Origin of the sequence: Luteimonas sp. TWI382 (assembly GCF_039674545.1) — a bacterium.
Lineage (GTDB): Bacteria > Pseudomonadota > Gammaproteobacteria > Xanthomonadales > Xanthomonadaceae > Luteimonas.
On record NZ_JBDJNS010000013.1, the window covers coordinates 1 to 21,466 of the forward strand.

General features: G+C 68.7%; 12 protein-coding genes. 7 read left to right on the top strand and 5 right to left on the bottom strand.

Annotated features, from left to right (window positions below; genetic code table 11):
- Positions 1–285 precede the first annotated feature (285 nt).
- From mtnA to pbpC, 4 genes are all read left to right on the top strand, one after another.
- Positions 286–1,344: an S-methyl-5-thioribose-1-phosphate isomerase gene (gene mtnA, locus ABE505_RS09975; RefSeq protein WP_346444303.1), complete on the top strand. Its 1,059-nt coding sequence runs from the start codon at positions 286–288 to the stop codon at positions 1,342–1,344.
- 275 nt (positions 1,345–1,619) lie between these two features.
- Positions 1,620–4,346 carry a DNA gyrase subunit A gene (gene gyrA, locus ABE505_RS09980; RefSeq protein ID WP_346444304.1) on the top strand — a complete coding sequence of 909 codons (2,727 nt, stop codon included), beginning with the start codon at positions 1,620–1,622 and terminating at the stop codon, positions 4,344–4,346.
- 124 nt (positions 4,347–4,470) lie between these two features.
- Positions 4,471–9,399: an alpha-2-macroglobulin gene (locus tag ABE505_RS09985; protein WP_346444305.1), complete on the top strand. Its 4,929-nt coding sequence runs from the start codon at positions 4,471–4,473 to the stop codon at positions 9,397–9,399.
- A 103-nt stretch (positions 9,400–9,502) separates the two neighbouring features.
- Complete coding sequence (gene pbpC, locus ABE505_RS09990) at positions 9,503–11,836, top strand: penicillin-binding protein 1C (protein WP_346444414.1); 2,334 nt, start codon at positions 9,503–9,505, stop codon at positions 11,834–11,836.
- A gap of 27 nt (positions 11,837–11,863) precedes the next feature.
- On the opposite strand, the gene ABE505_RS09995 is transcribed toward pbpC, so the two are convergent.
- Positions 11,864–12,343: a peroxiredoxin gene (locus ABE505_RS09995; RefSeq protein WP_346444306.1), complete on the bottom strand. Its 480-nt coding sequence runs from the start codon at positions 12,341–12,343 to the stop codon at positions 11,864–11,866.
- 215 nt (positions 12,344–12,558) lie between these two features.
- Between ABE505_RS09995 and ABE505_RS10000 the strand changes: the two genes are divergently transcribed.
- From ABE505_RS10000 to ABE505_RS10010, 3 genes are all read left to right on the top strand, one after another.
- The gene (locus ABE505_RS10000) at positions 12,559–13,020 is read left to right on the top strand and encodes an Hsp20/alpha crystallin family protein (protein ID WP_346444416.1); all 462 of its coding nucleotides are present in this window, start codon (positions 12,559–12,561) and stop codon (positions 13,018–13,020) included.
- A 153-nt stretch (positions 13,021–13,173) separates the two neighbouring features.
- Entirely contained in the window at positions 13,174–14,106 is a 933-nt protein-coding gene (locus ABE505_RS10005; protein ID WP_346444307.1) for a DnaJ C-terminal domain-containing protein, read from the top strand.
- A 59-nt stretch (positions 14,107–14,165) separates the two neighbouring features.
- Positions 14,166–14,633, top strand: coding sequence for an acetyltransferase (locus tag ABE505_RS10010; protein ID WP_346458275.1), 468 nt, complete (start codon positions 14,166–14,168; stop codon positions 14,631–14,633).
- 318 nt (positions 14,634–14,951) lie between these two features.
- Here ABE505_RS10010 and ABE505_RS10015 read toward each other — a convergent pair whose 3' ends face one another.
- The 4 genes from ABE505_RS10015 to ABE505_RS10030 all read right to left on the bottom strand — a co-directional run bounded on the left by ABE505_RS10015 (position 14,952) and on the right by ABE505_RS10030 (position 21,369).
- A complete protein-coding gene (locus ABE505_RS10015) occupies positions 14,952–15,545 on the bottom strand; it encodes a TIGR00730 family Rossman fold protein (protein ID WP_346444310.1) in 594 nt (197 codons plus the stop codon).
- Positions 15,546–15,653: 108 nt separating this feature from the next.
- Positions 15,654–17,096, bottom strand: coding sequence for a dihydrolipoyl dehydrogenase (lpdA, locus tag ABE505_RS10020; protein WP_346444312.1), 1,443 nt, complete (start codon positions 17,094–17,096; stop codon positions 15,654–15,656).
- A 142-nt stretch (positions 17,097–17,238) separates the two neighbouring features.
- Entirely contained in the window at positions 17,239–18,483 is a 1,245-nt protein-coding gene (gene sucB, locus ABE505_RS10025) for a dihydrolipoyllysine-residue succinyltransferase (RefSeq protein ID WP_346444314.1), read from the bottom strand.
- Positions 18,484–18,528: 45 nt separating this feature from the next.
- Entirely contained in the window at positions 18,529–21,369 is a 2,841-nt protein-coding gene (locus tag ABE505_RS10030; protein ID WP_346444316.1) for a 2-oxoglutarate dehydrogenase E1 component, read from the bottom strand.
- Between the last annotated feature and the right edge of the window lie 97 nt (positions 21,370–21,466).

Genomic DNA, 21,466 nt, shown 5'->3' on the forward strand with positions numbered 1-21,466 from the left:
CTCCTGAAGGCTCGTCCCGCGGTTGCGCTCGACCTGAAGCACTGCGCGCTCTTCCGCGCTCAGGTGGCTGTACTGTTTTCCCATCGCGACACCCTACACTCCGCCGGGTGTGCACTTGGAAGTTGAGTCTGCCAAGCCAAAGCCAAAGCCAAAGCCAGAGCCAGAGCCAGAGCCAGAGCCAGAATCGAGCAGGGCACCGAGGTCTGGCGGGGTAGGAGCGGGGCGCGGGAGCCCCCATGCAGCCTGCTCAACAGCAATCCAACCGCCCCGAACTACAATGCCCCCATGAACGCATCCCCCCTCGATTTCGATCGCTACGACCACATCCGTCCGATCCTGTGGACCGGCGACACGCTCGAACTGCTCGACCAGCGCAAGCTGCCGTTCGTGGTCGAGCATGCGACCTGTACGACCAGCGACGAGGTCGCCCAGGCGATCCACGCGTTGACGGTGCGCGGCGCGCCGGCGATCGGTATCGCGGCCGCCTGGGGGGCGGTGCTGGCGGCGCGCGAGATCGAGGTCGAGGACGGCGCGGCTGCGCTGGCCAAGCTCGAGCCGGCGCTGCAGCGGTTGAACGCTGCGCGCCCGACTGCGGTGAACCTGGCCTGGGCCTTGGCGCGCATGCGCCGGGTGCTGGCGGCTGCAGGCAGCGACTGGCGCGACGTGTTGACGCGCGAGGCGCAGGCGATCGCCGACGAAGACCTCGCCGCGAACCGCCACATGGGCGCGCTCGGCGCGGCGTTGATCGCGCCGGGCAGTGGGGTGCTGACCCATTGCAACACCGGCTCGCTGGCCACTGCCGGCTTCGGCACCGCACTGGGTGTCATTCGCGCGGGCATGGCGCAAGGACGCATCGCCAAGGTCTTCGCTGGCGAAACACGGCCGTGGCTGCAGGGCGCACGGCTCACGGTGTGGGAGCTGCAGCAGGACGGCATCGACGCGACACTGATCGCAGATTCCGCCGCCTCGCACCTGATGAAGGGCGGCTTCGTGCAGTGGGTGGTGGTCGGCGCCGACCGCATCTGCGCCAACGGCGACACCGCCAACAAGATCGGCACCTATCAGCTGGCGATCGCCGCCCGCCACCATGGCGTGAAGTTCATGGTCGTCGCGCCGTCCTCGACCGTCGACATGGACACGGCGTCGGGCGAGATGATCGAGATCGAGCAGCGCGACCCGGGCGAGCTGTTCGGCGTGGGCGGCAGCCGCACGGTCGCCGACGGTATCCAGGCCTGGAATCCGGTGTTCGATGTGACGCCGGGAACGCTGATCGACGCGATCGTGACCGAGCGCGGGGTCGTCGAGCGCCCGACGACCGAGGCCATGCGCGCGCTGTTCGGCTGAACAGCGGCGCCTGTTGCGGCGCCGCTGCACCACCGTGCGTTTCAGCGCGCTGGCTGCGGGACGGGGCCGGAAAGCGGGCCCCAGGCCCCTGTTGCCTGGCCTCGCGATTAGCCAAGTGCTTGTTTTTACGTCGGAAACCCTGGGCCGGGCATGGCGTTTGTGCTATGATTTCCTGTCATTTTGATCGCGTCGCCGGCGGCCGGTACGCGCAGCGTCGGCGCCTTGCGTCGATGCCGGAAAAACCGGGCCGCGCAGACAGGATGCAAGCCCTCTAGATGGTCGATTCCGCGAAAGAAATCATTCCCGTCAATCTCGAAGACGAGATGCGCCGCAGCTACCTCGATTACGCGATGAGCGTGATCGTGGGGCGCGCACTCCCCGACGTCCGCGACGGCCTCAAGCCGGTCCACCGCCGCGTGCTGTTCGCCATGAACGAGCTCGGCGCGCACAGCAACAAGCCGTACTACAAGTCGGCGCGTATCGTCGGTGACGTCATCGGTAAGTACCACCCGCACGGCGACCAGTCGGTCTACGACACGCTGGTGCGCATGGCCCAGCCGTTCTCGCTGCGCTATCTGCTGGTCGACGGGCAGGGCAACTTCGGTTCGGTCGACGGCGACTCGGCAGCGGCGATGCGTTACACCGAGGCGCGCATGTCGCGCCTGACGCACGAGTTGATGGCCGACATCGACAAGGAAACGGTCGATTTCCAGCCCAACTACGACGAGAAGGAGCTCGAGCCGTCGGTGATGCCGACGCGCTTTCCGAACCTGCTGGTCAACGGCTCGGCCGGTATCGCGGTCGGCATGGCGACCAATATCCCGCCGCACAACCTGGGCGAGGTCGTCGACGCACTGATCGCGTTGATCGACAACCCCGAGATCGACATCGACGGGTTGATGGAATACATCCCCGGCCCCGATTTCCCGACCGCGGGCATCATCAACGGCGTGGGCGGCATCCATCTGGCCTACCGCACCGGTCGTGGCCGCGTGCGCATGCGCGCCAAGGCCGAGGTCGAGGTGGCCGACAATGGCCGCGAGTCGATCATCGTCACCGAGATTCCGTACCAGGTGAACAAGGCGCGGTTGATCGAGAAGATCGCCGAGCTGGTCAAGGAAAAGAAGCTCGAGGGCATCAGCGAGCTGCGCGACGAGTCGGACAAGGACGGCATGCGCATCTACATCGAGGTCAAGCGCGGCGAGTCGGCCGAGGTCGTGCTCAACAACCTCTACTCGCAGACGCAGATGGAGTCGGTGTTCGGCATCAACATGGTGGCGTTGGTCGACGGCCGCCCGCAGTTGCTGAACCTGCGCCAGATCCTCGAGGCGTTCGTCCGCCATCGCCGCGAGGTGGTCACCCGCCGGACGATCTTCGAGCTGCGCCGCGCCCGCAACCGCGCGCACATCCTCGAAGGCCTGACGGTCGCGCTGGCCAACATCGACGAGATGATCGAGCTGATCAAGACCTCGGAGAATCCCAACGTCGCCCGCGAGCGGATGCTCGCCAGGCGCTGGGACGCCGGGCTGGTCGGTGCGCTGCTCGCCGCCAGCGGCGCCGAGGCCTCGCGTCCCGAGGACCTGCCCGATGGCGTGGGCCTGATCGACGGCAGCTACCAGCTGACCGAGGCCCAGGCGCAGCAGATCCTGGAAATGCGCCTGCACCGCCTGACCGGGCTGGAGCAGGACCGCCTGACCGACGAGTACCGTCAGCTGCTGGAGACCATCCGCGGCCTGATCGAGATCCTCGAAGATCCCGACGTGCTGCTGGAGGTGATCCGCACCGAGTTGCGCAACGTCAAGGCCGAGTTCGGCGACGAGCGCCGCAGCGAGATCCGCGCCAGCGAAGAGGATCTGGACATCCTCGACCTGATCGCGCCCGAGGACGTGGTGGTCACGTTGTCCCATTCGGGCTACGCCAAGCGCCAGCCGGTCAGCGCCTACCGCGCGCAGAAGCGTGGCGGCCGCGGCCGCAACGCGGCGGCGACCAAGGACGAGGATTTCATCGAGCAGCTGTGGCTGGTCAATACCCACGACACGCTGCTGACGTTCACCAGCGCCGGCCGCGTGTTCTGGCTGCCGGTGCACCAGCTGCCCGACGCCGGCCCGAACGCGCGCGGGCGGCCGATCATCAACTGGATTCCGCTCGAGGCCGACGAGAAGGTGCAGGCCGTGGTGCCGGTGCGTGAGTACGTCGAAGGCCAGTACGTGTTCTTCGCCACCCGCAGCGGTACGGTCAAGAAGACCCCGCTGACCGAGTTCGCCTACAGGCTGGCGCGCGGCAAGATCGCGATCCGCCTCGACGATGGCGATGCGCTGGTCGGCGTCGCGCTGACCGACGGCGACCGCGATGTGCTGCTGTTCGCCTCCAATGGCAAGACGGTGCGCTTCAGCGAGAACCGCGTGCGCTCGATGGGCCGCACCGCCGGCGGCGTGCGCGGCATCCGGCTCGATGCCGGCGAGCACGTCGTGAGTCTGATCGTCGCCGAGAGCGCGGGCGGCATCGAGGACGAGACCTTCGAGGAGACGGTCGAGGACGCGGCGCCCGAAGCGAGCGGTGAGGCCAACGGCGAGGCCGTGGTGGTCGAAACCGGCGCCGGCGAGGATATCGGCTACATCCTCACCGCGACCGAGAACGGCTACGGCAAGCGCACGCCGCTGTCGGAGTACCCGTGCAAGGGCCGCGGTACGCGCGGCGTGATCGGCATCCAGACCACCGAGCGCAACGGTCGCCTGGTCGGTGCGGTGCTGCTGCGCAACGCCGACGAGGTGCTGCTGATCTCCAACGGCGGCACCCTGGTGCGCACCCGCGCCTCGGAGATCGCCCGGGTCGGCCGCAACACCCAGGGCGTGACCCTGATGCGCCTGTCCAAGGACGAGCGCCTGCAGGGCATCGAACGCGTCGATGGCGCGATCGACGACGAGACCGCCGACCCGATCGCACCGCCGCCTGCGGGCGACGCCCCGGCCGCCGCCATCGACGCCCAGACGCCCGACGCCTGACGGCGGCGCCAAACCGGGCCCGAAACCGGGGTCAGCGTGCTTTTCGCAAGGAAAAGGCACTCTGACCCCGGTTTCGGGCCCTTTGCATTCCTATACTGCGCCGGTTGCCAGGCGGGGAATTGGAATGTCGATCAGAGTGTGGGGGCGCATTGGCGCCCGTTGCGTCGCGGTGCTGGCCCTCGTGGCGGCAGTCGCGTTCGTGGCCGGCTGCCGGCGCGATGCCGGTGGTCAGGTACCCGCCGCAGGCGGCGAGGCGATCCGCACCGAGCGCGCGCAGGTCGAGGGCTTCGGCCTGGCGCGGGCGTTTCCCGACCAGCATGATGGCGCGCTGTCGCTGGCGCTCGAGTTCTCGCAGCCCTTGGTCGGCACGCAGGATTTCGATGCGCTGGTGACGTTGGCCGACAATGCCGGCCGTGACGGCAGCTGGACGCTCGACGATGACGGCAAGGTGCTGCGCTTCCCGCACGTCGAGGCCAACCGCGACTACACAGTGCGCATTTCCGGCACGCTGACCGCGGCCGACGGCAGCACGCTGGGCCAGGATCTCGAGCGCAAGGTGTTCACCGGCGATCTCGACCCGGTGGTCGGCTTCGCATCGCAGGGCAGCGTGCTGCCGGCGAAGGAATCGCGTGGCCTGCCGATCGTCTCGATCAACGTCGACGAGGTCGATGTCGAGTTCCTGCGCGTCGACGACGCTTCGCTGCCGGCCTTTTTCGCCCAGTACCAGCGCGGCGGTCGGCGCGGCAGTTGGGACCTCGACGATCGCTACGGCTACAGCGGCCGCACGCCGCTGTCGAAGCTGGCTCAGCCGGTCTACGTCAATCGCTTCTCGATCGACGGTGCGCGCAACGAGCGCGTGCTGACCTACCTGCCGCTGCAGGGCATCAAGGAGCTGCAGCAGCCCGGGCTGTACTTCGCGGTGATGAAGCGCACCGGTGCGTTCGCCGACCAGTTCGAGACCGCGTTCTTCACCGTCAGCGACATCGGCCTGCACGCACGCGCCTACCGCGAGCGGATGTTCGTACATACCGCGTCGCTGCAGGACGGCGCGCCGATCGGCAATGCCGAGCTCAAGGTCCTCGACGGCAAGGGCGAGACGGTCTTCCGCGCCAAGACCGACGCGCGCGGCAATGCAATGCTCGACTACACGCTCGACGCAGCGCATGTGCTGGTCGCCACCCGGGGCGGCGACGTGTCGATGCTGCCGTTCAACCAGCCGGCGCTGGACCTGTCGGAGTTCGCAGTCGGCGGCCGGGCGCAGGCCTGGTTCGATGTGTTCGCCTGGTCGGGACGCGATCTCTACCGCCCCGGCGAAACGGTCCGTGTCTCGGCGCTGCTGCGCGACCAGGACGGACGCCCGGTGCAGGCGAAGGACGGCCGCGCGCAGACCTTGTTCGCCCGCCTGCGCCAGCCCGATGGCAAGACCTTCCTCGAACGCCGCATCGAACCGGGCGAGGGCGGCTACGTCCGGTTCGAGCAGGAGATTCCGGTGGATGCGCCGACCGGGAGCTGGCGCGTGGAGTTCCGCACCGATCCGGCGAGCCGCGAGGCGGTGCAGGGCATGACCTTGCGGATCGAGGAGTTCCTGCCTGAGCGGATGAAGCTCGACCTCGACGCCGCGCAGGCGACGCTGCGCCCGGGTCAGCCGCTGCGGCTGCAGGCGACCGGCGCCTATCTCTACGGCGCACCGGCGGCGGGCAACCGCTTCACCGCCCGGCTGGCGGTCGCTGTCGAGCGCACGCCGGTCGAAGGCCTGCCGGGCTTCGTCTTCGGCGACCCGACCGTGACGCTGCCGCGCGAGGCCAAGGATGTCGTCGATCAGGCGCTCGATGCGCAGGGTCGCCTGCAGGTCGATATCGCGTTGCCCGACGAGGCCCGACCGGTCACGCCGATCGCCGCGATCGTCTCCGGCAGCCTGTTCGAAACCGGCGGGCGCAGCGTCAACCGCACGCTCAAGCGGGTGCTGTGGCCAGCCGAGGCGCTGGTCGGCGTGCGCCCGTTGTTCGATCCTGACGACGGCGCCGACGCCAACGGTACGGCACGCTTCGAACTGGTGCGCGTGGGCCAGGACGGCAAGCCTCGGCCGCTGCAGGGCCTGAAGGTGTCGCTGGTGCGCGAGCACCGCGATTACCACTGGCGCAACGACGACGATGGCTGGCGCTACGAGTACACGCAGCGCTTCGAGACCGTGGACACACGCAGCGTCGATGCCGGTACCGCGGCCGCGCGCTTCGATGTGCCGGTGGAGTGGGGCGAGTACCGCATCGATGTCGAGGACCCGCAGACCAAGCTGGTCTCGCGCTATCCCTTCCGCGCCGGCTGGGGCTGGGACGACGACAACCGCGGGCTCGACGCGCGCCCCGACAAGGTCAAGGTCGCGCTGGACAAGACCGGCTACCGCGCCGGTGACACGATGCGCGTCACGGTCACGCCGCCGCATCCGGGCAAGGGCCTGCTGATGGTCGAAAGCGACCGCATGCTCTATCTGCACGAGATCGATGCCAAGCCGGGCAGTACGTTCGAGATTCCGGTCACCGAGGACTGGGAGCGTCACGACGTCTACGTGACCGCGCTGGTGTTCCGCGGCGGCAGTGCCGCGAGCGCGGTCACGCCGGCGCGTGCGGTGGGCATCGCGCATGTGCCGATGCAGCGCCGCGAGCGCCGGGTCGCGGTCGGGCTGCGCGCGCCGGAACAGATCCGCCCCGAGGGCCCGATGCAGGTCACTGTGAGCGCACCGGAACTGGCCGGCCAGTCGGCCTGGGTCACGGTGTCGGCGGTCGATGTGGGCATCCTCAACATCACCCGCTTCCCGGTGCCCGACGCCTGGCGGCATTTCTTCGCGCAGCGCCGGTTCGGCGTCGATGCCTACGATGTCTATGGGCGGATCATCGAAAGCTACGAGGGCGGCACGGCGAAGCTGCGCTTCGGCGGTGACGCGCCGCTGGCCTCGCTGCCGCAGGCCCGTCGCCCCACCGCACGCGTGCAGACCGTCGATCTGTTCGCAGGCCCGGTGAAGCTCGACGCCCGCGGCAATGCGCGCGTGCCGCTGCAACTGCCCGACTTCAACGGCACGCTGCGGGTCTCGGCCCTGGTGTTCTCGGCCGACCGCTATGGCAGCCGCGACGTCGAGACCCTGGTGCGGGCGCCGGTCGTCGCCGAGGCCAGCATGCCGCGGGTGCTCGCGCCCGGGGACCGCAGCACGGTGACCCTGGACCTGACCAATTTCAGCGGCCGGGCAGGCGACTTCGACGTCCGCGTCGACGGCGTGGGGCCGCTGGCGGTCGGCGAGGGCAGTCGTCGCGTCTCGTTGGCGGCTGGCGGCAAGGCAACGCTGCGCTTCCCGGTGACCGCGCAGCCCGGCTACACCGTCGCCAAGGTCCGCGTGCGCGTCGATGGCAACGGCCACCGGGTCGATCGCAGCTACGACCTGCCGGTGCGGCCGGCGTGGCCGGCGGTGTTGCGCTCGAGCACGCGGGTGCTCGACGGCGCCGCGCCGCTGACCCTCGACACCACCACGATGTCCGGGCTGATGGCCGGCTCGGTCACGGCGCGGATTTCGGTCAGCGCGCTGCCGCCGATTCCGTTCGCGGCCGCGATCGATGGGGCGTTGCACTATCCCTACGGTTGCGCCGAGCAGACCACCAGTCGCGGTTACGCGGCGCTGCAGCTCGACGATGCCACCGTCTCGATGCTCGGCATCCGCGACATCGATGCCGGCAAACGGCGCCGGGTGGTCGAGGCCGCGTTCGGGCGACTGGCGGCGATGCAGGTCGGCACCGGCCACTTCTCGATGTGGGGCAACGACGGCGACGTCAATCCGATGCTCACGCCGTACATCGTCGAGTTCCTGCTCGACGCCCGCGACGCAGGTTTCGCGGTGCCGGAAGCCGTGCTGCAGAAGGCGCTCGAGCGCTTGTCCGAAGACCTGTTGTCGGGCGGCGACGGATTCTACGGCCAGAACGAGCGCGACCACCTGCGCTTCGCCTACCAGGCCTACGCCGGCTACGTGCTCGCGCGGGTCAACCGTGCGCCGCTGGGCACGCTGCGCGGGCTCTACGACAACGAGCGCGCGAAGACGCGGACCGGCCTGCCGCTGGTGCATCTGGGCCTGGCGCTGTCGCTGCAGGGCGACAAGGCCCGCGGCGAGCGGGCGATCGACGCCGGTTTCGCGTTCAAGGGCGACCGTCCGGGCTATCTGTGGGACTACGGCTCGCCGCTGCGCGATGCCTCGCTGATGATCGCGCTGACCCACGAGCGCGCCATGGCCAAGTCCGCCTACGACGCCCGTGCGGTCGACATCGGCCGCGAGATCGACGCCCGTCGGCAGCGCAGCTGGATGTACCTGAGCACCCAGGAGCAGATCGCGATCGCGCGGCTGGGCCGGGCGCTGATGGCCGATCAAAGCCGCCGGGTGTCGGGTACCCTGCAGGAGGGTGAGGTCGAGGAGGCGATCGCCCCGGCGGCGATCGTCGGGCGTGCCTTCGACGAGGCCGGGCTGCGTCGCGGCGTGCGCTTCGTGCCCAAGGGCGAACCGCCGATGTACGCCAGCATCGACGTCGCGGGTGTGCCGCTGCAGGCGCCGGCCGCCGATGCCAGTGCGCTCAAGGTCGAGCGTCGGCTCTACGGCACCGACGGCCAGCCGTGGACGCCCGGGCCGCTGACCGAAGGCGAAGCGCTGATCGTCGCGGTCTCGGTGGTCGCCGACCGCGACATGCCCGATGCGCTGTTGACCGACCTGTTGCCGGCGGGCCTTGAGGTGGAGAACTTCAACCTCGGCGACGGCAAGCAGTGGGCCGACGTCGTGGTCGACGGCATCCGGATCACCGAACGTGGCAGCCAGGCGACGGTGCAGCACGAGGAGTACCGCGACGACCGCTTCGTCGCCGCGCTCAAGCTCGACAGCGGCCGCACCGCACGCCTGTTCTACCTGGTCCGCGCGGTCAGCCCCGGCACCTACACCGTGCCGCCGCCGCTGGTCGAGGACATGTACCGGCCGCAGCTGCGCGGCGTCGGCGTTGCGACGCCTGCGACGATCACGGTGGTCGAGCCCTGAGCGCACAGGCGAAGCAACGGGGGGCGGCGCGCGCTGTGCGATGGTCGGCGTGAATCCGCCTGCGCGTGGGACGGCGGCGCGCCAGCTCTGGTGGCGCCGCGCGCTGGGTGGGCTGCGCTGGGGAACGGTTGCGCTGCTGCTGTCGCTGCTCGCACTCGATCTGGCATTCCCGCCGCAACTGCCCACACGCGACGACACCAGCGTGCTGGTGGTCGCGCGCGACGGCACGCCGTTGCGCGCGTTCGCCGATGCCGATGGGGTCTGGCGCCACCCGGCCACGCCGCAGAGCGTGTCGCCTTACTATCTGCAGGCGCTGCTCGGCTACGAGGATCGCTGGTTCCAGCGCCATCCGGGCGTCAATCCGCTGGCGATGGCGCGTGCGGCCTGGCAATGGGCGCGGGGCGGGCGGATCGTGTCGGGCGGTTCGACGCTGACCATGCAGGTCGCGCGCATCCTCGATCCGCAGCCTGCACGCGGGCGGACGCTGCGCGGCAAGCTGGTGCAGCTGCTGCGGGCATTGCAGCTCGAGGCGCATCTGTCCAAGGACGAGATCCTGACCCTGTACCTCACGCGCGCGCCGTTCGGCGGCACCATCGAGGGGGTCGAGGCGGCCAGTTGGGCGTATCTGGGCAAGCCGGCGGCCCGGTTGTCGCGGGCCGAGGCCGCGTTGCTGGCAGTGTTGCCGCAGGCGCCGAGTCGGTTGCGCCCCGACCGCGCACCCGAGGCGGCGCGCACGGCGCGCGACAAGGTACTCGAGCGCATGGTCGCGCTGGAGGTCTGGACGCGCGCGGAAGTCGACGATGCGAAGATCGAGCCGGTCGTGGCGCGCAGCCTGCGGCCGCCGTTGCATGCCGCGTTGCTCGCGCAGCGGCTGCGGGCCGCCCATCCCGGGCAGGCGCGGATCGTTTCGACGATCGACATCGGTCTGCAGCGCATGCTCGAGCAGCGGGTCGCCAGCTACTTCTCGCAGTTGCCCGAGCGCACTTCCGCGGCGCTGCTGGTGGTCGACAATCGCAACTTGGAGGCGTTGGCCTATGTCGGCTCGGTCGCCTTCGGCGATCGTGCGCGGTTGGGCCATGTCGACATGGTGCGCGCCTGGCGCTCGCCCGGCTCGACGCTCAAACCGTTCCTCTACGGCATGGCGCTCGACGATGGGCTGATCCACTCGGCCAGCCTGCTGGTCGATGCCCCGCAGTCGTTCGGCGGCTATCGCCCGGGCAACTTCGATGCCGCGTTCAATGGGCCGGTCGCGGCCGCCGATGCGTTGCGCCTGTCGTTGAACGTGCCGGCGGTGGACCTGCTCGACCGAGTCGGTCCGGCGCGCTTCGCCGCGCGGCTCGACAATGCCGGGGTCACACTGCGGTTCCCGCGCGGCGCGGTGCCGAACCTGTCGTTGATTCTGGGCGGCACCGGCGCGACGCTCGAGCAACTGGTCGGCACCCATGCCGCGTTGCATCGCGATGGCATCGCCGGGCGCGTGCGTTATACCCCGGGCCCGGCCTTGCGCGACCGCCGACTGCTGTCGCCGGGGGCAGCCTGGATCGTGCGCGAAATCCTCGAAGCGGCCGATCGGCCGGGCGAGCGCGCCGACACGTTCGACACCGGCGACCGGCCGCGGGTGTCTTGGAAGACCGGGACCAGCTACGGCTATCGCGATGCCTGGGCGATCGGCGGCACCCATCGCTACACGGTCGGTGTCTGGGTGGGGCGTCCCGACGGCACGCCGTTGCCGGGACAGTACGGCGCGATCACTGCGCTGCCGCTGCTGCTCGAGACGGTCGACAGCCTCCCGCGCGGGCGGGGCGACGCGCTGCGCGTGCCGCCGCCGCGCAACGTGCGGGAACTCGATATCTGCTGGCCGCTGGGCACCGCGGCCGATGCCCAGCCCGCCCCGCTGTGCCAGCGCCGGCTGACCGCCTGGATCCTCGACGGCAATGTGCCGCCAACGTTCGCCGAGCGCGATGCAGGGCGTTGGAGCGCAGGTCGGCTGCGCTTCGAGATCGACCCGCGCAGCGGGCAGCGGCTGTCGGCCGAGTGCGAGGCCCCGCACCCTCGCGCATCGCGCGAGATCGCGCGCTGGCCGGCCCTGGTCTCGCCCTGGCTGCCCGCGGCCACGCGGCGGGCCTCGCAATTGCCTGCGCTGGCACCCGACTGCCGGCCCGACGGCCGCCAGACCGCGGCCGCTCTGCACATCGAGGGCCTGGAGCCCGGCGTGACCCTGGTGCGGCCACCGGGCAGCGCGCATGGCGTGCGGCTGCAATTGCGGGCGCTGGGCACCGAGTCGCGGGTGCAGTGGCTGCTCGACGGACGCTGGATCGGTGAAACCCAGGGCGCACGCTGGCTGCGCACCGAGCTCGAAACCCCCGGCCGCCACGAACTGACCGCGCTCGCCGACGATGGCGCCTGGCGCAGCGTCGCCTTCCACGTGGCGCCGTAGCATCGGGCGGCGCTGCCGCCCGATGCCTCAGTCCAGATGCGCGAGCACGTGCTCGGCCGAAGACACCTTGAACTCGCCCGGGGCCTCGACGAACAGATGGCGCACCACGCCGTCGTCGGCGTACAGCGCGAAGCGCTTGGCGCGCGTGCCCATGCCGTAGGCGGTCGCGTCCATCTCCAGGCCGAGCGCGCGCACGAAGTCGGCATTGCCGTCCGAGAGCATCTGCAGCCCGTCCGGCACCCCGACGCTTTCGCCCCAGGCCTGCATCACGAACGGATCGTTGACGGCGATGCAGACCACGTCGATGCCGCGGCCGCGGAACGTTTCGAAGTGTTCGACGAAGCCGGGCAGGTGGCGTTCGGAGCAGGTCGGCGTGAATGCGCCGGGGACGGCGAACAGCAGTACGCGCTTGCCGGAGAACACGGTCGGGGTGTCGATGACGCGCACGCCGTCGTGGATGTGCTTGAGGGTGACTTCGGGGATGGCGTCGCCGATCTGGATGGTCATGGGGGGCTCGCAAGCAACAGGGTGAACGCAGTCTATCCGCTCGCGCGTGGCGTCGATGCGAGCGCTCTTGAAAGCGTCGGGCCCGTTCCCCAATTTTCGGACATCGCGGCCGACGGGGCCGCTTTTCAACACGGAGCCACTCCATGCGACATGAAGCCTATCGTGCTGTCGCCCGCCAGCCGGCCTTCGCCGGGCGTGCGACGTTCCAGGATGAAATGCGGCGATTCTTCGACCAGTTCGTGCAGGGCGGCGATGCCCAGGACGAGTCGTCGGTCGTCACCAGCCAGTGGGTCCCGCGCGTGGACATCCACGAAGAGCGCGACCGGTTCGTGATCCTGGCCGACCTGCCGGGCATCGATCCGCAGGACGTCGAGATCTGGATGGACAAGGGCATCCTGAGCCTGAAGGGCGAGCGCCGGCCCCATGTCGGCGGCGAGTCTGCTGGCGATGCCGAAGCTGGCCGGAGCGAACCGCGGTTCTCGCGCATCGAACGTGCGACCGGACAGTTCCACCGTCGCTTCTCGCTGCCCGACAGCGCCGATGCCAATGCGATCACCGCGACCGGCCACAACGGCGTGCTGGAGATCAGCATTCCCAAGCGTCCCGAGACCACGCCGCGACGGATCCAGGTCGGCGCGGCCCAGGACACCGGGACCCAGGCCGTGACGCAGGCCTGAGCGGGCGCAGGGATCGCACCGCGCACCGGCGCGGCACGATGAAGACGGAGACGGCGGCCTGCAGGTATTCTGCGGGCCGCTGTCGCATCCGGCTCCTGGATTCGACGACTTCCCTTGTCGCGGCGCCGTGCGCGCCGCATCGGAACTCCCCACATGCAGTTCAAGGACTACTACGAGATTCTCGGCGTCGAGCCCAATGCCGGCGATGCGGAGATCAAGACCGCCTATCGCCGCAAGGCGCGCAAGTACCACCCGGACGTCAGCAAGGAGGCGGGCGCCGAGGAGACCTTCAAGGCGATCAACGAAGCCTATGAGGCGCTGCGCGACCCGGAGAAGCGCAAGGCCTACGATCAGCTGCGCGCGCGGGGCTACCGTCCCGGCGACGAGGTCCGACCGCCCCCCGGCGGCTTCGGCGGCGCAGGGGCGGGCGGCGTTGATTTCGACGAGATTTTCGCCGGTGGCGGCGCCGGCGGCGGCTTCAGCGATTTCTTCGAGGAACTGTTCGGCCGGCGCGCCGGCGGTGTCGGCGGCCATGCCGGCCCCGGTGCCCGCGGGCCGGCGCCGCGGGGCGATACGCGCGCGCGGCTGGCGGTGCCGCTGGAGACGGTCTATCGCGGTGACAGCGTCCGTGTGCCCGTGCTGGGCAAGACCTTCGACGTGCGCATTCCCAAGGGCATCCGCCCGGGCCAGGTCGTGCGTCTGCCCGGGCAAGGCCAGCAGGGCGGCGATCTGCTGCTGGAGATCGAGTACGCGGCGCATCCGGACTTCGAGGTCGATGGCCGCAACATCATCCATTCGCTGCCGATCGCGCCGTGGGATGCGGCGCTCGGCGCGACACTGAGCGTGGCGACGCTCGGCGGCCGCGTCGAACTGAAGATCCCGCCGGGCTCGGAAGCCGGCCGCAAGTTGCGGCTGCGAGGCCGAGGCCTGCCGGGCACGGCCGGCGCGCCTGCGGGCGACCAGCTCGTCGAGCTCGAAATCCAGGCGCCGCCGCCGCGCAGCGCCGCGCAGACGGCCGCCTACGAGGCGCTGCGCGATGCCTTCTCCGGCGAAAGCGCACCTGGCGACACCAAGGGCGCCCGCTAGTTTGGCGCGTCGCCACGCGTCATGACACGTCCGCGTTCGGCGACGCTTTGATCGCGAAGGTGGCGTCCAATATCCGGTGTGAAAAGATCATGACCATTCGTCAGGCGACTGACGCCGACCATCCGCACCTGCTCAGCATTTGGCTGCGCTCGGTTCGCGCCACGCACCTGTTCTTGCAAGCATCCGATATAGCGGCCTTGCTGCCTCAGGTCCGTGATGCTTACCTGCCTGCCGTTGAATTGTGGGTGGCGGTCGATGTCGAGGGCAGACCGCTAGGGTTTATCGGGCTCAATGAAAGCCACGTGGAAATGCTCTTCATCGAGCCGGATCTGCGAGGGCGAGGAATTGGCCGCGCGCTGCTGGATCATGCCCGCGGGTCGCGTCGTGACATGACGGTGGATGTGAACGAGCAGAACCCCGAAGCGGTCGGGTTCTATTTGCATTATGGGTTTGTTCAAACCGGCCGGTCCCCTCTTGATGGCGAGGGCCGTCGTTTCCCCTTGCTGCATCTGCGCTTGGCCGGTTAACGCCGTCATCGTGACTCGAACCGAGGTGTTCGAGTCGCTGGTGGTGCGCCAGGCCGGGCCAGGCCCCCGACTTGTGTTCGCCAGATGCGGATCGGAGCACTGGCGCGGGCGTGCTATGGCGCAGTCTTCAGTCGCGCCCTTCTCAACCCGGCGTCGTCTGCAGCGACGTCATGGCAGATCCGTTTGCCATTCCAGTCGCCAGCGCGTCGTCGTGTGGGCCCAGACATCGGCCCGGTCGCTGTTCATCTGAGCTGGCGCGCGCATGTGGGCCGGCGTGTCCACCAGACGCTTGGTCCGACCACGTCAAGCGATGCGGTGCTACTTCAACGCACTCCGCCGCTTCTCATCGATCCACTTCTCCGCCCGCGCCGGCGTATACCCCCGCATCCACGCCAGCATCGCGTCGATGTCGTCGCCGTACCACAGGTCGGCGCGTTGGTCGGGGTGCAGGAATCGCTCCTCGACCATCCGGTCGATCATGCCGATCAGCGGCGCGTAGAAGCCATCGATATCGAGAAAGGCGCAGGGCTTGTTGCCGATGCCCAGCTGCCGCCAGGTCAGCATCTCGAAGATCTCTTCCATCGTGCCAAAGCCGCCGGGCAGGGCGACGAAGGCGTCCGACAGCTCGAACATGCGCATCTTGCGCGCGTGCATCGAGTCGACGATCTCCAGCTGGGTGAGGCCGCGGTGCGCGACCTCCCAGTCGGCGAGCTGCTTGGGAATGACGCCGGTGACCGAGCCGCCGCCCTCGAGCACCGCATTGGCCACCGTGCCCATCAGGCCGACGTTGCCGCCGCCGTAGACCAGCTGCAGCCCGTCGCGGGCAATGCGATCGCCCAACGCCATCGCGCGTTCGGCGTAGACGGGCTTGCTGCCGGAGTTGGAGCCGCAATAGACGCAGATCGATTTCATGCGAGGGTGTCCTCTTGCAGGTGATCGCCAGGGCCGCATCTGCGGGGCCGGGCCGGAAAGCAGAAGGCTCCGCCAAAGCGGAGCCTTCCGGGGCAAGGCGAGGGCGCTTTAGTTCGCCTTGTGGATCGCGCGCTTGTCGACGGCCATCGCGGCGTCGTGGACGACTTCCGACAGCGAGGGATGCGCGTGGCAGATACGCGCCAGGTCGTCGGCCGAGCCCTTGAACTCCATCGTCAGCACGCCTTCGTGTACGAGCTCGGAGACATTGGCGCCGACCAGGTGCATGCCCAGCACGCGGTCGGTCTCGGCGTGCGCGAGCACCTTCACGAAGCCGGCCGGCTCGACCATCGCGACCGCACGGCCGTTGGCGGCGAACGGGAAGCTGCCGGCCTTGTACGGGATGCCCTCGGCCTTGAGCTGCTGCTCGGTCTTGCCGACCCAAGCCAGTTCGGGCTCGGTGTAGATGACCCACGGGATCGTGTCGAAATTGACGTGGCCCGGCAGGCCGGCGATGAGTTCGGCGACGGCGATGCCTTCCTCGAAGCCCTTGTGCGCCAGCATCGGGCCGCGCACGCAGTCACCGACCGCCCAGACGCCGTCGACGCCGGTATGGCAATGGTCGTCGACCTGGATCTGGCCGCGGTCGGTCAGCTTCACGCCGGTGCCTTCGGCCAGCAGGCCCTGGCTGGCGGCCTTGCGGCCGACGGCGACCAACAGCTTGTCGACGGTGATCGACTGCTCGCCGTCCTTGTCGGCGTAGCTGACGACGACTTCCTTCTTCTTGCCCTTGCCGGTCACTTCGGTCTTGGAGACCTTCGCGCCGAGCTTGATGTCCAGGCCCTGCTTCTTGAATTCCTTGAGCGCGGCCTTGCCGACTTCGGCATCGGCGGCGGCGAGGAAGTCGGGCAGTGCTTCGAGGATCGTGACTTCGCTGCCCAGGCGCTTCCAGACGCTGCCCAGCTCCAGACCGATGACGCCGGCCCCGATCACCGCCAGGCGCTTGGGCACCTCGGTAAAGTCCAGGCCGCCGACGTTGTCGACGATGGTCTCGCCGTCGAACTTCGCGAACGGCAGCTCGATCGAATCGGAGCCCGCGGCGATGATGACATTCGTGCCGGTCAGCTCGATCTCCGCGCCGTCGTGCTGCTTCACCTTCACCACGCGGTCGGGGTAGAGCGTGGCGAAGCCGTAGAACGGCGTGACCTTGTTGGCCTTGAACAGCATCGCGATGCCGCCGGTGAACTGCTTGACGATCTTGTCCTTGCGGCCAACCATCGCGCCGACGTCGATCTTGGCATCCTTGAAGCTGATGCCGTGGTCGCCAAAGATGTGGCCCATGTTCCAGAACTGGCGCGAAGAATCGAGCAGCGCCTTCGACGGGATGCAGCCCACGCGCAGACATGTGCCGCCGAGCGCCGGCTTGCCGTCCTTGCCGAGCGCGGCGTCGATGCACGCGACCTTCATGCCCAGCTGCGCGGCGCGGATGGCGGCGTGGTAGCCGGCCGGGCCGGCGCCGATGACGACGACATCGAATTTCTGCTGTTCGCTCATTTCATTCGCTCACGTGATGGGGGATTCGCGATGGGGAGGGCCCAGGCCCGATGCGCGGGGCGATCCGGTCTTGGGCTTTCAACAGCCACGGGCCGGCATCACCACGCACGCATCCCCAATCACGGCATCGCATGCAACGGGCTTAGAGCCCGAGCAGCATGCGGTGCGGATTTTCCAGCTGGTTCTTGATGTCGACCAGGAACAGCACCGCGTCCTTGCCGTCGATGATGCGGTGGTCGTAGGAGATCGCGATGTACATCATCGGGGCGGCGACGACCTGGCCGTTCTCGACGATCGCGCGTTCCTTGATCGCGTGCATGCCCAGGATCGCCGACTGCGGCGGGTTGACGATCGGCGTGGACATCAGCGAGCCGAAGGTGCCGCCGTTGGTGATCGTGAACGTGCCGCCCTGCAGGTCGTCGAGGCCCAGCTTGCCGTCGCGCGCCTTCTTGGCGTAGTCGGCGATGCCCTGTTCGATCTCGGCAAAGCCCATGCGCTCGACGTTGCGCAGCACCGGCGTGACCAGGCCCTTGTCGGTGGAGACCGCGATCGAGATGTCGGCATAGCCGTGGTAGATGATGTCGTCGCCATCGACCGAGGCGTTGATGATCGGGTAGCGCTGCAGCGCGTTGGCCACGGCCTTGGCGAAGAAGCTCATGAAGCCGAGCTTGATGCCGTGTTCCTTCTGGAACTGTTCGCCCAGCTCCTTGCGCAGCGCCATCACCTTGCCCAGGTTGACCTCGTTGAACGAGGTCAGCATCGCAATCGATTCCTTGGACTGCATCAGGCGCTCGGCGATGCGCTTGCGGATGCGGGTCATCGGCACGCGCTCTTCGGGACGGGCGCCGCCCGACACGCCGGGGGTCTTGCCGGCGGCGTAGTTGAGCAGGTCTTCCTTGGTCACCGCGCCGCGGCGGCCGGTGCCTTCGACCTGCGACGGGTCGATGCCCTGGCTCTGGGCGGTGAAGCGCGCACCAGGCGGCAGGTCGGCGGTCTTGTCGCCGGAGACCGACTGCGGCTTGGTCGAGGACGGCGCCTTGTCGTCGGCCTGCTTGGCCTGCGGCTTGGACTGCACTTGCTCGGCACCGGCAGCCGGGGCTTCCTTGTCCTGATTGCCCGACTCGGCGGCCGGCGGCGCGGCCGCGGCGGCGCCTTCCTCGATGATCGCGATGACCTGCTGGCTGTTGACCGTCGCGCCTTCCTCGAACTTGATCTCCTTGATCACGCCATCGACGGTCGAGGGCACTTCGAGCACGACCTTGTCGGTCTCCAGATCGACGATGTTCTCGTCGCGGCTGACCGCATCGCCGGCCTTCTTGTGCCAGGTGGCGATGGTGGCGTCGGACACGGATTCGGGCAGGACCGGGACTTTGATTTCAGTGGCCATGTGGCTTCCTGGGAAAAGCGTGGAATGTGGGGATGCGATCGGAAACTATTCGGACAGAACCTTGCCGGCGAGGTCGTTGACCAGCGCGTCGGCAATGAGCTGCTGCTGCTCGGCGACGTGGTCGTTGAAATGACCGACGGCCGGGGAGGGCGAGCGCGCGCGGCCGGCGTAGTGCAGCGACTGCTTGGGCCCGGAGCAGAACTCGAGGTGGTGCTTGATCTGGTACCAAGCGCCCTGGTTCTGCGGCTCCTCCTGACACCAGACCACCTCGGTGGCCTTGGAGAAGCGTTCGAGCTCTGCGGTCAGCAGCGCGCGCGGGAACGGATAGAGCTGCTCGACGCGGACCAGCGCGACGTGGTCCAGCGACTGCTTGCGGGCTTCCTCGAGCAGGTCGTAATAGACCTTGCCCGAACACACGACCACGCGCTTGACCTTGGCCGGATCGGCGTCGTTGTCCGGGATCAGATGCTGGAATTCGCCGTTGGCGAGCTCGTCGAGGGTCGACACGGCGAGCTTGTGGCGCAGCAGCGACTTGGGCGTCATGACGACCAGCGGCTTGCGGGTGGTCATGCACAGCTGGCGCCGGATCATGTGGAACGCCTGGGCCGGCGTGGTCGGTACGCAGACCATCATGTTGTCGAGCGCGCACAGCTGCAGGAAGCGCTCCAGGCGGGCCGAGCTGTGCTCGGGACCCTGGCCTTCGTAGCCGTGCGGCAGGAACAGCGCCAGGCCGCACAGACGCTGCCACTTGGCTTCGCCCGAGGACAGGAACTGGTCGATGACGACCTGGGCGCCGTTGGCGAAGTCGCCGAACTGGCCTTCCCAGATGCACAGCGTGCCCGGCTCGGACGAGGCGTAGCCGTACTCGAACGCCATGACCGCCTCTTCGCTGAGCAGCGAGTCGATGATCGTGGCGTCCTCAGGGTTCTTCACCAGCTGGCGCAGCGGAATGTAGTCTTCGCCGTCCTGCTGGTCGTGGAGCACCGCGTGACGGTGGAAGAACGTGCCGCGGCCGCTGTCCTGGCCGACCAGCCGCAGCCGGTTGCCGGCATCGAGCAGGGTCGCGTAGGCGAGGTTCTCGGCAAAGCCCCAGTCGCCGGGAAGCTCGCCGGCGGCCATCTTGCGGCGGTCCTCGTAGATCTTGGCCACGCGCGGGTGCAGGTGCACCGAGTCGGGCAGGGTGGTGATCGTCTTGGCGAGCGCCTTGAGCTTGTCGACCGACACCCGGGTGTCGAGCGTGTCGCTGAGCCGGCCGGCAAGATAGGGATCCCAGTCGATCGTCAGTTCGTAGTCCGACGGCTTCGCGTCGGCCAGCTCCACGGTGACCTCACCGGCATCGAGCTTGTCGCGGTAGCGGTCGACGATCGCCTTGGCGTCGGCTTCGGCGAGCACGTCCTCGGCGGCCAGTCGCGCTGCGTAGAGCTCGCGCGGCGTCTTGTGCTTGCGGATCACCTGGTACATCAGCGGCTGGGTTGCCGCCGGCTCGTCGGCCTCGTTGTGGCCGTGGCGGCGGTAGCACACCAGATCGATGACCACGTCCTTGCCGAAGGTCTGACGGAAGTCGTAGGCCAGTTCGGCGCAGAACACCACCGCCTCGGGATCGTCCGCGTTCACGTGCAGCACCGGGGCGCCGACCATCTTGGCGACATCGGTGCAGTACAGCGTGGAGCGCGCGTCCTGGCGATCGCTGGTGGTGAAGCCGACCTGGTTGTTGATGACCACGTGGACCGTGCCGCCGACCGCGAAGCCGCGGGCCTGCGACATCTGGAACAGCTCCATGTTCACGCCCTGGCCGGCGAACGCCGCGTCGCCGTGCAGCAGCACCGGCAGCACGACCTTGCGCTCGGTGTCGCGGCGGCGGTGCTGGCGCGAACGAACGCTGCCGGCGACCACCGGGTTGACGATTTCCAGGTGCGAGGGATTGAACGCGAGCGCCAGGTGGACGGCGCCGCCGGGCGTGGCCAGGTCGGCCGAGAAGCCCATGTGGTACTTCACGTCGCCGGTGTGGGCGCGATCGTCGTCCTGGTGCTCGAACTTGCCTTCGAACTCGTCGAACAGCCGGCGCGGATTCTTGCCGAGCGTGTTGACCAGCACGTTGAGGCGGCCGCGGTGCGCCATGCCGATGACGATGTCCTTGACGCCGTCCTTGCCGGCGCGCTGGATCACGTTGTCGAGCAGCGGGATCAGGGCGTCGCCGCCTTCGAGCGAGAAGCGCTTCTGGCCGACGTACTTGGTGTGCAGATAGCGTTCCAGGCCCTCGGCCGCGGTCAGCCGCTCGAGGATGCGCTTCTTCTCCTCGGGGCTGCGCGCGAACCGGCCGCCGGCATTCTCGAGCCGGGTGTAGAGCCAGTTGCGCTGCTCGAAGTCCGGGATGTGCATGAACTCGGCACCGATCGGACCGGCATAGGTCGCCTTGAGCAGTGCCAGCAGGTCGCGCAGCTTCATGCGCGGCTGGCCGCCCACGCCGCCGGTGCTGAACTCGTCGTCGAGGTCGGCTTCGGTGAGCTGGTGGAACGGCAGCCCCAGGTCCGGCGGGTTGACCGGCGGGGTCATGTCCAGCGGGTCGAGCCGGGCGCCCAGGTGGCCGCGCGAGCGGTAGGCGGTGATCAGTCGGCCGACATGGCGTTCGCGCTCGTCACCGGCGCCCGAGGCCTGCGCCTGGACCACGCCGCGCGCGGCTTGGCGACCGGCATCGGCGACCGCCGACAGCACCGCCGAGTGCGGCACGTCGCCGGCCTCGCGGCCCTTGAAGGTGTCGAACCACCGTTTCCAGTCCGTCCCGACGCTGTCGGGGGCCACGAGATACTGCTCGTACAGGTCTTCGATATAGGCGGCATTGGCGCCGAACTGCGACGACTGCGCAAACTGCTTCAGGAGACTGTCCACGTCTGGCGATTCGGACTCTTTGGGGAGGGGGGTGCGTCGTGCCGGAAAGCCGGAAAAAGCCGGAATCTGGCGGCCATTGAGGTCACGACAGTATACG